9 protein-coding genes are annotated in these 11,838 nt (G+C 54.2%); 6 read left to right on the top strand and 3 right to left on the bottom strand.

Annotated features, from left to right (window positions below):
* From QWF21_RS06275 to QWF21_RS06265, 3 genes are all read left to right on the top strand, one after another.
* On the top strand, window positions 1-772 hold a 772-nt coding region (locus QWF21_RS06275), incomplete at its 5' end, for a hypothetical protein (protein ID WP_330087190.1).
* 163 nt (window positions 773-935) lie between these two features.
* Window positions 936-1,325, top strand: coding sequence for a hypothetical protein (locus tag QWF21_RS06270; RefSeq protein ID WP_330087189.1), 390 nt, complete (start codon window positions 936-938; stop codon window positions 1,323-1,325).
* A 234-nt stretch (window positions 1,326-1,559) separates the two neighbouring features.
* A complete protein-coding gene (locus QWF21_RS06265; protein ID WP_330087188.1) occupies window positions 1,560-3,107 on the top strand; it encodes a hypothetical protein in 1,548 nt (515 codons plus the stop codon).
* Window positions 3,108-3,380: 273 nt separating this feature from the next.
* On the opposite strand, the gene QWF21_RS06260 is transcribed toward QWF21_RS06265, so the two are convergent.
* The 3 genes from QWF21_RS06260 to QWF21_RS06250 all read right to left on the bottom strand — a co-directional run bounded on the left by QWF21_RS06260 (window position 3,381) and on the right by QWF21_RS06250 (window position 5,198).
* On the bottom strand, window positions 3,381-4,235 hold the full coding sequence (locus tag QWF21_RS06260; RefSeq protein WP_330087187.1) for a CopD family protein: 855 nt from the start codon (window positions 4,233-4,235) through the stop codon (window positions 3,381-3,383).
* A gap of 2 nt (window positions 4,236-4,237) precedes the next feature.
* Complete coding sequence (locus tag QWF21_RS06255; protein WP_330087186.1) at window positions 4,238-4,687, bottom strand: copper resistance CopC family protein; 450 nt, start codon at window positions 4,685-4,687, stop codon at window positions 4,238-4,240.
* 103 nt (window positions 4,688-4,790) lie between these two features.
* Entirely contained in the window at window positions 4,791-5,198 is a 408-nt protein-coding gene (locus tag QWF21_RS06250; RefSeq protein ID WP_330087185.1) for a hypothetical protein, read from the bottom strand.
* Between the two features lie 159 nt (window positions 5,199-5,357).
* Here QWF21_RS06250 and QWF21_RS06245 point away from each other — a divergent pair, with 159 nt between their 5' ends.
* The 3 genes from QWF21_RS06245 to QWF21_RS06235 all read left to right on the top strand — a co-directional run bounded on the left by QWF21_RS06245 (window position 5,358) and on the right by QWF21_RS06235 (window position 11,698).
* Window positions 5,358-5,750, top strand: coding sequence for a hypothetical protein (locus tag QWF21_RS06245; protein WP_330087184.1), 393 nt, complete (start codon window positions 5,358-5,360; stop codon window positions 5,748-5,750).
* Between the two features lie 79 nt (window positions 5,751-5,829).
* Window positions 5,830-7,677 (top strand): efflux RND transporter periplasmic adaptor subunit, encoded by a 1,848-nt coding sequence (locus QWF21_RS06240; protein ID WP_330087183.1) that lies wholly within the window; start codon window positions 5,830-5,832, stop codon window positions 7,675-7,677.
* Window positions 7,667-11,698 carry an efflux RND transporter permease subunit gene (locus QWF21_RS06235; protein ID WP_330087182.1) on the top strand — a complete coding sequence of 1,344 codons (4,032 nt, stop codon included), beginning with the start codon at window positions 7,667-7,669 and terminating at the stop codon, window positions 11,696-11,698. Before QWF21_RS06240 ends, QWF21_RS06235 begins: the two co-directional genes overlap by 11 nt.
* Window positions 11,699-11,838: the final 140 nt, after the last annotated feature.

Genomic DNA, 11,838 nt, shown 5'->3' with positions numbered 1-11,838 from the left:
ACAGATAGTTAGTAAAATCGAGATGTCTAATCCAGCGGGGCGCTGGGTGTATACACATTCAGAACTGAATCAAATTCCGATAGATAGTTTATTATATATTAATGTCATACCACTTCAGAAAGTCTGCGTTGAGTTTCAGCAGACTTGTATTTCTTTTGGATGGTTTGTAGGGGAACCGCAGTACATAACGTTTGCTGATGGTACGACAACAGGTTTTAATTTACATGTGGATTTAAAGATTACAGAGAAAGGCGATTTTGATTTCACAGTGGAAGATATGTATCAAGTAGGGTTAAAGCTGCAAGAGTTTCTTATTGAGTTTAAAGAGCAACCATCAGAAGCTCCAGCATCTGATGTTCAGGAACATATCACTATGCCATCATTCCCCAATTTCTCTTTCCCTAATTACTACTCCGATAACCGGTCATTTCATTATGAACTTCCCGGAGGCTTCGCAGCATTGACCATTAAAAATAAGATTTATGATGGTTTGGTGACAGACTATCAATTAGTGATGGCATCAGGCGATCTGGTTGATGTAACCAGAAGCATCAAGGAGCAAGGTTTGAATTTTTCTCGCTTTTCCAGCCCTTTGGTTTCAGTTGATGCGATTGCAAATACTTTCACAGTAACAGTCACTTGCTTACTCAATGATCTCAGTGATGAAACAACCTACACAGCAGCTCGTTTTACTATTGCAGACAATACGGTTATTTCGACCGATTTTGTGAGGCAAGCAACACAAGGTAGAGTGTGCGAGCTGGCGGATTAGGCTGTAATGTTGTGGATGATGGGAGGGTGTTTTATCGATAAGCCGCTTGGCCTATCGTGCTCTATGGGACTTCGTTAAAATACTATGATGGCATAGCAACCTGGAATGAGTTTGGCGGAGTTTTGCCGATTAGATCATCACATTCATTGGTTGTGAGGTTGATATGAAAGCTTATTATTTATTGTTCTTGTTCGTTTTTTTTCCGGCTTTAGCTGTCGATTATGAAGCAGGTTTAAGACATTCCAGTAGATGGTTTTTTAAAGAAATTCTAACATTGCCGACAGAACAACCTATAGTGCTCGGGCTTGATTTTTATACAGTAGAAAGAAAACATGCAGAGGCCTGCGCAGAACGCCTGCAGGGAGAGCTAATCATGTTGGAGACGCCTTTGCTAAAATACAACTATAAGGTAACTGTTTTATATAAATTTCAGAATCGTAATGAAATTAATGAGCAATGGTTGAGGGAGCAGTACTACCTCGGGGTTGCCTATTCCTGCGATTGGTCGGGCGGAGGAAATATTATCGAATCGTCATTGAGAATCAGGCAGTAAGGCCGCATCACAGGTATGGCTTCAAAAGCCGAATCTATTCTCCTGTTCGCTAAAGTTAGATCCTAAGTAGCTTTTTGATAACATATTGCAGCCGCCGGCTGAAAGCAAAAAGTGACTTGTTATCGCTAGACACCTGGCAAGTACTGTGCGAATCTAGCTTCTATTTTGCAACATGCGTATAGCATGGCTGCATGTCTGTTCAAGTAACCTGATATAGTAAAATGGATGTAAGTTATGCGTTTTATGCAGTTAGCGCCTTGCTGTCTGGCATTAGGGTTGTTTACGGCCTTGGTTAGTAGCTATTCGGTGTCGTCAGAGCAGCCGCTGGGTAGTTGGCTGAACCAGGATGAAGATGGGGATGGTGTGCCAGATTGCCTGGATGACTTTCCGTTTGATCCTAGCCGCAGTCGGTATCCGGAATATGCCGATACCGAACCCAATGATAACCCGGCTGTGGCAGTTAAAACCAACCATCAGCTCAGTCTGGCAAATCCGGGTTTTAGGATCTCCGGGGCTCTCTCGTCAGATTCGGACAATGCCGATATGTTTCGTTTTGCCGCAAAGCAAGGGCAATCCATCACCGCCTTACTGCGAAAAACGGATCTGGACTCGGCCTTTGAGCCTTTGCTCAGCTTCGCCGGCCTAGATGGTAATGCGCTGAATTTTGGTCGTATATCCCGAGGTGCCCCAGCGCATTATGGCATTGTTGCCATTAACTATGTTGTGCGCGAGGATCGGGAGTTGTTTTTTCTTATTGCCGATCAAAACGCTAAGGGAGGCCCGGACTTTGGTTATACCGTGACGGTCTTTCTGGATTCTAACGGGAACGGTGTGGATGACCAGCAAATGCGGGCCATGGGGGTAGAGCCAACCGTGCAAAGCTCCAGTGGCGACGGCATTCTGGATTTATGGAAAGTTGCCTTTGCCACCACCTGTGATGAACTGGACTTCGATGGTGATGGTATTCCGAATATTCTGGATACCGACAGCAATGGCGATGGTATTCCTGATCGGATCAAAGGCATTGGCGATGCTGATGGCGATGGGGTTCCCAATTTCCTGGACTTTGACAGTGACGGCAATGGCATACCAGATAGTATCGAAGTAGGGCCAAACCCACTGCGGCCAGTGGATACCAACCGCAATGGCATTCCGGACTTTTTGGATCTGGATGATGATGGTGATGGTTTGCTGGATACCTGGGATAATGACCGCCTTAACCCAATTGCGGAAGCCCCTTACATGGGTCCAGAGCGGCGGACCATTCTAACCCTGTTTGGTGTGCATGGCTCGGAGCGTTCCGAGTACTACCGGTATGGCGATAAGGTTCAGATCCGGGGTTTTGGCTTAGAGGCTGCGCCCGAAGATATCATCATCGCGATTTTTGGTGGTGGTACCCCAATCAATTTACACCCAGAAAGTGTCAGTGAAGAGGGTTTAATCTTCACCATGCCGGACGCAGAGCGCTCAACCTTATTTGTGGCGATTGGCGATCGCAGGACCGGGCATTTCCGTTTGAATACAAAAGCAGCCAACTCACCGGTGATTGCTGGTAGCCGCTTTCGGATGTTGAACCCAGGTGAAGAGTTGGTGATTCAGGGAGCAGGCTTTGTGCGGGGCTCCCGCGTGATGCTGAACAACAGGGCAGTGAATCCAAGCCGAATTCGCCCGAATGAAATCCGGCTACGTTTGCCGGCCCGGGAAAGCCGTGGAGAGTTTTTCGTCCGGACGCCACATGGCGACAGCAATCGCATTACCTTTGAGTTGCGAGCTGAGGATTAGAGGCTTGTCCATAGCACGTAATGATTAGAATGCCGTTGAAACTACATTCATTGGTTTAAAATTTAACTGTTGAAATGTAAGAACAAATGGTAACCAATACATAAGAGCCCAGCTATTTCAATAATAGTTAAGATCAAAAGCGCTATGTGTTGTAAACAGTGACCTTGTTGTTTTAGTTGATGATGTACAAAGATCCCAACGACAATGGCAAGGCCATAAACCCCCAACGCAAGGTGGGTAAGTAGCATTTCGATATTCATATTTGCTTCCCTATTAAGCCCACCCAATCACCATGGTTATTACTGAAGTGATCATAAGTATAAGGCCTGCTAGCAGCATTTCTAAGGCAATGGCCGTTTGCAGCCGTTTAGGATCTGGCGTTTGCTGTAACGCTGGTACCAGCTTGAGTTTATTCAATGCGCCTAAACTCATCAAGGCCGCTACCAGCAGCATTTTTATCAGCAGCAGCCGGCCATAGCTGGTGGTCCACAGTTGACCCGGTTCGGACAGCAGCAACCACAGCATGCTGGCGCCGCTCAGCAGCAATAGCAGCAAGATCCCAATCATGATCTGACCAAACTGATGCAGCAGCGCATGCAGCTGCACGGTTGAACTGTGGCGGCACAGTCGCCACAGCAGTGGCAGGGAGCCTACCCAAAGTCCAACAGCCAACAGGTGTGCTAGTAGCAGCAACTGCCCAAGCAAGCCAAAGCGCAGCAGATGGCCGCCTTGCAAGAAACCGAGCAGCAGCAACAGCAGGGCCAGGCCCTGCAGCAGAGCTGACAGGTATTTTACTTTGCCAAGCAACAGGCTTAGCAAAAGCAAGCCAAAGGCCGGCAGTTGAAAGCGCAGCGCTTTTCCTGCAGCATCCGGCCACAGAAATTGCATCAGCTCCCAGTCAAACATGCCTCCAAAGCCTGCCATGGTCATCGTTCCTACCTGCAGCAGAAAGCCGCTTAGCACGCTAAAAGCACCCAGGCCAAACAGCAGTGCCTGGCCAGGCCGGCCTAGCGGTGCGCTAAGCCGGTGCTGCTGTGCCAGCCAGTTGCAGAACAACAGTCCCAACGTGATGGCCGTGCACAGATAAAGCAGAAACCGGCTGGCGGCAGCCAATTCCTCCCAGGTCATGCTTAGCTGCCCTGCGGCTGCAATGGCAGCAGGCTGGCGTGGTGGTGGTGCTGGTGCTCATCCGCTTCAGGTTGCTTTCCAGGGGATGATTCAGTTGCGTCCGGATCCAGGGTAAAAGCAATCTCGCCACTGACCCGATGTCCATCCGCGCCGATGGCCGCCCAGGCAAACTGGTAGCTGCCAGCTTGCAGTACCGGCAGTTCAAACTCAATGTGATCTGTGGCCTCGGTGTTGCGGCGAAAGCCAAATTCAATGGCCTCTTCATCCAGGGTAAGTTCCAGCGATAACATCCGCACCGGATCACCAAAGTGCAGCATCACCACTTTTGGGGATTCTGTGAGCACAGCGTCCTTTGCCGGAATGGAGAACATCAGTGGGGTATGGGCCAAAGCTGCAGTGCTTTGCAGGGCAAAGAAGAACAGGGCCGCCATCAGGCTGGTTAAAGTTTTCATCATCATTTCCTTCAAAAATTTAGTTGGTGTTGCGTGGGGTACAACAGCAGACCTTGGTTTTCACCAAGACCGCTTAGCTAAAATGGATGTAAAGCCGAATGTATTAGGAGGCTTTGGGAGGTTGGGTGGCGCGGCTTAGCAAAACGCTTAAGTCAATAAAGTCCGGGCTAGGGATGGGATCCGTTACCGGGCCAGGTTGAGAGGAACTCTGATCAACTGCGGGCGTAGCGGTGACACAGCAACTGGCGCACAGGCTGCAGATGGAAGTCAGGGGCTTGGCTGTGGCCTCTGGTTGAGACGCATCGGCTTGGCCTATCAATTCCGCTGTGCTGTTCCGTTGTTCTGCGCTGTCTGACTGAGCTGAGCTGTTGTCATCGACTGGTACATGGCTAAAAACCTGCTCGCTGGTAGATTCTGCAGGGTGGTGCCCGATATGACAGCCTGCCATAGCAAAGCCGGCCACACTTTTCAGCAGCAAGGCAGCAATCAGCAGCAGGGCAGTACAGCGCATGGTGGCACCCACAGATTCAACACTTTTTTACTCTAGCGCACTTTTTAAAGGCTGACAAACATTCCAGGGGCAGCTAACAAAGCGACTGTGCTGTTGCAATTTTTGACAATTTCGACCAGGCAGCGTACATTAAGCGCATCTTCACTCTGGTGACTGCATATGCTTAGCACGCTAGTACAACGGCAAAAAATCTGGGCCATCCCGATGATGGTCAGCCTTGCTTTGTCCTGGTGTTTGCTGTTTTGCGGCCAGTTGTTTGCAGCCAGCCATGACGCAGAGCTGCAAGCGGAAGTGCCTTCTTGCCATGGTACTGTTGCTGAAGCCCAGGTGCATGAATTCTTGCCAGAGCACGATCTCTGCTCTGGCTGTGCGCTGGATGCGGTGCAAACCGCAACACCTGAGCTACCTGCTGTGGTGCTGTGGTTGCAGGCTGTGGTTGAGCCTATGCCTGCTGAACTGCCTGCTGAGCAACACAGCCTGTATCTGGCGCAAGGCCCGCCTTACCCCCGAACGACCCCGCTTTATCTGGAAAAATCCTTACTGCTGATCTGAGTGCTGCTGATTATCTGAACCTTGGCTGCATGCTGTGGCATGTGGTTGCTTTGGCGTTTAATCTGGCAGGACTTTTTCTATGTTCACTTTCACAAAGCAGCGCTCTGCGCTTTTTATCTGGTTGTTGATTGTTTCTTATGGTGTTTTTGCAACGCCGCATCAGCATGGCAGCCACGCTGATCATGCCCCGGCGCAATCGGCGGCCAAGCAGGATGATGTACTTTCGTCGATGCGTAACCAGGCAACCACCATCTACACCTGTTCCATGCATCCGCATGTACGTTCCGAAAATCCGAATGATCGCTGCCCGATTTGTGGCATGGCACTGATCCCGGTCGAGCAGGACGATGATCCCTTGCCAGAAGGGGATGACGCCGTGATCCGGCTAAGCCCCAGAGCCAATGCGTTGCTGCAACCGGAGCTAACCCCGGTCCGGCGGCAGCAGGCCACCGCCAGCCTGTCGCTGGTGGGGCAGTTGGCAGCCGATCAGAGCCAGCTAAAAACCATCAGCGCCTGGGCTTCGGGCCGGATTGAGCAGCTGTACCTGGACACCACAGCGGTGGATGTGCAGGCTGGCCAGCCGATGGTGGAGATTTTTAACCCGGATCTGATCGTGATCCAGCAAGAGCTGGTGCAGGCTAAGCAGCTTGCGGCGGCTCAGGGCAGTGCTCGTGCGGGTAGTCTGCCGGCCAGTTCCACACTGGACGCCGCCCGCCGGCGCTTGCGCTTACTGGGCGTGCCTGGCGAGCAAATCGAAGCCATCCTGCAAAGTGAAACCCTGCAGGATACCGTCACCATCAGTGCGCCGGTTTCAGGTCGGGTGATGGAAAAAATGGTCAATGCCGGCGCCTATGTCAGCACCGGCCAGCCGCTGTTTACCGTCCTTAATCTGGAAACGCTCTGGCTGGAACTGGAAGCTTTTGAACATCAATTGCCGTTGATACAGCCAGGCCAGCGCATCGAGGTCGAACTGCTGGCCCTGCCAGGTGAAACGTTGGAGACAGAAGTCCTGCTGTTGGAGCCGGTGGTGGATGCCAGCCGCCGTACGGTTCGGGTGCGGGCCTTGCTGCAGAATCCCGATGGTCGCTTAAAACCGGGCATGCTGGCCCGGGCCCAGCTAAAAAGCACGCAGGATGATGTGCTGTTAATCCCAGTGTCGGCTGCTCTACTGACCGGCGAGCGGGCCCTGGTCTATGTGAAGCTGGACGATGAACGCCCGACTTACACCGGTCGTGAGGTCCGTTTAGGCCGGCGCTTTGGCAACTATTACGAAGTGCTGTCCGGTTTGGATGAGCAGGCGCTGGTGGTCAGCAAAGGCGCGATGCGGCTTGATAGTGAACTGCAAATCCGCGGCTTGTCCAGCATGATGGCGGCAGTGGGTGAGGGTGGCGATCCCCATGCGCATCATCATGGCACTCATGCCGAGGAGCCGCACACCGAAGATCCAACCGTCAGTTCCCGTAGCCGCCAGCTGGTCACTGATTTTCAGCTAAAAGCTGACGATGAACAGGCGCTGATGCTAAGTTACCGCCAGTTGTATCAGGCACTCACTGACGATGATTTAGCCGGCTGGCAGCAAGGCACTGCTGATTTTCACCAGGCTGTCGCTGCCATTGATTGGCCAGAGCAACTGAAGGCTGAGGTTGAGGCGATGCAGCAGGGCAAAGGCCATAGCCATCATGTTGGTTCTTTAGATCAGGCGCGCGAGCTGTACTACCCCCAGGTGCAGGCGCTACTAACACTGGCCGAGCAGGGGGTGCTGGCCGGCGGCTGGTACCGGGCCTATTGCCCGATGGCGCGTGGTGGCCGTGGCGCGGCCTGGTTGCAGCCTCAAGACAGAGTGCTAAACCCTTACTACGGCGCCATGATGCTGCGCTGTGGCGATATCCAGCAGCAGTTTGCCGGGGAGGGACAGCATGCACACTGATACGGGCTCAGTTGGCCGCTCCCCTTGGTTTGATCGTCTGATGCAAAGCTGCCTGCAGCAAAAGTTGCTGGTGCTGCTGATGGCTGGTCTCTTGCTGGTGGCTGGTGTGGCTTTCGCGCCGTTTGGCTGGAAAACCGGCATGCCCCTGGAGCCGGTTGCGGTCGATGCCATCCCGAACCTCGGCGAGAACCAACAAATCGTCTTTACCGATTGGCCAGGCCGCTCGCCGCAGGATGTGGAAGATCAAATCAGTTACCCACTAAGCGTGGCACTGATGGGTGTTCCCGGCGTGAAGGATGTGCGCTCCTTGTCGATGTTTGGTTTTTCCAGCATCGCAGTGATTTTTGATGACAGCGTGGAGTTTTACTGGTCGCGTACCCGCTTGCTGGAAAAGCTGGCCAGTCTGCCACCCGATGCCTTGCCGGATGGGGTGCAGCCCACGTTGGGGCCGGATGCAACCGCACTGGGGCAGGTGTTTCTCTACACGTTAGAAGGGCGGGATCCGGCGGGCAACACCACCTCTGGCTGGGATCTGGATGAACTGCGCAGCGTGCAGGATTGGTACCTCAGAACCGGCCTGCTGGCTGCCGAAGGCATCAGCGAAGTGGCTTCGATTGGTGGCTATCAACGGGAATATCAGGTGGAGGTGGACCCCGATCTACTGCGCATGCATCGGGTAACGCTGTCGCAAGTGACTTCGGCGGTGATGGCAGCCAATCTGGATGTCAGTGCCGGCAGCCGGGAGCTGAATGGGGTCGAGTACCTGATCCGGGGCGTCGGTTTTGTCAAACAGCTAAGCGATATCGAGCAGGCCGTGGTGCGGTTGGCACCGGACAACACCCCGATCCGGGTTGCCGATGTGGCCCGGGTGCAATTTGGCCCAGCTGAGCGACGCGGAGCGCTGGATGTTAATGGCGCCGAGGCCGTCGGTGGTGTGGTCACGGTACGTGAGGGCTACAACCCGCGTCAGGCCATAGCCAATGTGAAGCGTCGTCTTGACGAGGTGCAGCGCGGCTTACCGGCCAAGGCGGTGATTGACTGGCAGCAGGTGACTGCGGCTGAAGTCGATGCCTTTGCCCGCGACTGGCAATTGCCTGCCTGGCAGGGACGGGATCCGACTGTGCAGGACGACTGGCTGGGTTTTTTGCGGGCCCAGCCAGCCGATAGCTGGCCCAGCTGGTTGACCCTAAGCCAGCTAACGGTGGTGCCATTTTACGATCGCAGTGGACTGATTGATGAAACCTTGGGCACCTTGCAGGATGCGCTCAGCCAGCAATTACTGGTAACGGTGGTGGTGGTGCTGGCCTTGCTGCTGCACTTTCGGGCGGCGTTGGCGGTGAGCCTGATGTTGCCGATGGCGGTGCTGTTGAGCTTTATTGCCATGAAGTGGCTGGCGGTCGATGCCAACATCGTTGCGCTGGCGGGCATTGCCATTGCCATTGGTACCATTGTCGATATGGGCATTATAGTCAGTGAAAACCTGCTGCGGCAGCGTCAGCAGCAACCGGATTTAACGGCCATCGCTGCGGTCAGGCGAGCTGGGCACGAAGTTGGTCCTGCCATTGTAACGGCCATCAGCACCACGGTGATCAGCTTTTTACCGGTCTTTACCATGACCGGTGCCGAGGGCAAGTTGTTCGGGCCTTTGGCTTACACCAAAACCTTTGTACTGTTATCGGCGGCCTTGCTTGCATTAACGGTACTGCCGGTGTTGCTGGCCTTGTTGTTCCGCTGGCGCAAAGCCGATGCCTGGCAGGCCTGGCAGCAGCACTTGCTTAGCAGTGCGCGCTGGTGGCTGCTGGCGGCTTTTGTGCTGCTGGCCATCTGGTTTGGCTCGGCATTGCTGTGGCTGGCCAGTCTGTTTTATGCTGCGGTGTTGCTCTGGTCCGGTTACCGGGCAAGCGTCTGGAAAAAGTTGCAGCCGTTCCCGCTCTGTCAGAGCATCGAGCGAAGGCTGCGCGCTTTTGGCCAGCGCTATTCGCTACCGGCAGCTCTGCTATGGCGGCTTGGCCATGGCCTGCTGGTGATCCTGGTGCTGCTGGCGGCGGTCACTTTGCTCAGTCAGGTCTGGCTGCCACTCGGGCCTTTGGCCGGCAGCCTGGCCAACTGGGGCTTTGTTACCATGCTGCTGGCAGGAGTACTGGGCTTTTTTATGCTGTTTTTGTGGGGCTACCCCTGGCTTTTGGCCACCTTTTTACGGCTGAAATGGCTGTTCTTAGCCTTGCCTGTGCTGGTGATTGGCTTTGGCCTGACGGTCTGGCTGGGCGCGCAGCAGACGCTGGGCTGGTTGCCAGGGCATTGGCAGCACAGCGAGCGTTGGCCCTCGTCTTTGTATCACAAACTGACCCATCGATACCCCGGCCTTGGCCGCGAATTTATGCCGGCGCTGGATGAAGGGGCTTTTTTGCTGATGCCAAGCTTGATGCCGCATGCCTCCATTGGCGAAGCGCTGGCGGTGTTGCAGCAGCAAGATGCGGCCATTGCAGCCATCCCGGAAGTGCGTTCGGTGGTTGGTAAAATTGGCCGGGCTGAAACCGCACTGGATCCGGCCCCTCTTGGCATGATTGAAACCCTGATCCAGTACCACAGCGAGTTTAAAACCGATGCTGCAGGTAGGCGGTTGGCATTTCGTTACGACAACCGGGCCGGCGACTTCGTGCGTGATGAACAAGGCGAGCTGATTGAAGATCCGCGTGGCCGGCCTTACCGGCAATGGCGGGAGCATATCCTGTCGCCGGATGATATCTGGCAAGAGATCGTGCGGGCTGCCCAGCTGCCGGGTGTGACCTCAGCGCCTAAGTTGCAGCCGATTGAAACCCGCTTGCTGATGCTGCAAACCGGCATGCGGGCGGCGATGGGGGTGAAGTTATCGGCGCCGGATCTGGCGACGTTGGACCAACTGGCGGTAGAGCTGGAACAATTGCTGCGCCAGGCTCCCGGGGTGCAGGCCGCCTCGGTCAGTGCTGAGCGCATTGTGGGTCAGCCTTATCTGGAAATCCACCCAGATCGCGCTGCCATAGCCCGCTATGGTGTCAGCATGCAGCAGGTGCAGCAGGCCATTGCGACAGCCATAGGCGGCATGGAGGTTGGCCGTACTGTGGAAGGGCGCGAGCGCTATGGTATTACGGTGCGCTATCAGCGAGAGCGTCGTGACAGTCTGGAGCATCTGGCCGAGGTACTGATTGATACCGCATCCGGCTATCCGGTGCCGTTAACCCAACTGGCGGAGATTCGCTACCAGCGCGGCCCGCAGATGATCCGTTCGGAAAATACCTTTTTAACCGCTTACGTCACCTTTGGCAGCTTAAGCGGCTGGGCTGAAGTCGATGTGGTGGATGAAGTGGCTGCCTATCTGAATGCGGCTATTGCTCGCGGCGACTGGCAGTTACCGGCCGGTGCCAGTTACAGCTTTGCCGGCAGCTTCGAGCATCAGCAGCGAGCCAGCCAAACCTTGCAATGGGTGATCCCGCTATCGCTGGTGCTGATTTTTATGCTGCTGTATTTGCAGTTTAAGCGGGTCAGCACCGCGCTGATGATCTTTAGCAGCATTGCTGTGGCCTGGTCGGGCGGTTTTATCATGCTGGACTTGTTTGCTCAGCCCTGGTTCTTAAACATCGACTGGTTCGATACCAATCTGCGCTCTTTGTTTCAGCTGCAAAGCTATCACCTGAGTATTGCGGTTTGGGTTGGCTTTCTGGCGCTGTTTGGCATCGCGGTTGATGATGGGGTGGTGATGGCCACTTACCTGAAGCAGCAGTTTAGTGCGGCTAAACCGCAAAGTCGTAGTGAGGTGCGGGCTTTAGTCATGCAGGCTGCGCAAAAACGGATCCGTCCCTGCCTGATGACTTCGGCTACTACCATGTTAGCGCTGTTGCCGGTCCTCACCGCCACAGGCCGTGGCGCCGACTTGATGATCCCGATGGCGATCCCGACACTGGGAGGCATGTTCTTTGTGCTACTGAGTGTCTTTATGGTGCCGGTGCTGTATGCGATGGTGGAGGAGCGGCGACTGGCACGTTAAGGTTTTAAAATCAGAGGAGGGTGTTGTGACCTCCTCTGTCAGCAGTTCCGGCAAAGTGTTTGTTCATACCCTGTGATTTTGAATAGTGCCCGATTTCACGGTGGTTTGAGCCAGGCTCTGACATTTGGTTGATAAAGATC

The sequence above is a fragment of the Alkalimonas mucilaginosa genome (assembly GCF_036327005.1).
Classification (GTDB): domain Bacteria; phylum Pseudomonadota; class Gammaproteobacteria; order Enterobacterales; family Alteromonadaceae; genus Alkalimonas; species Alkalimonas mucilaginosa.
Note: the sequence above shows the minus strand (reverse complement) of the source record. Positions and strands in the feature narration are given on the sequence as shown.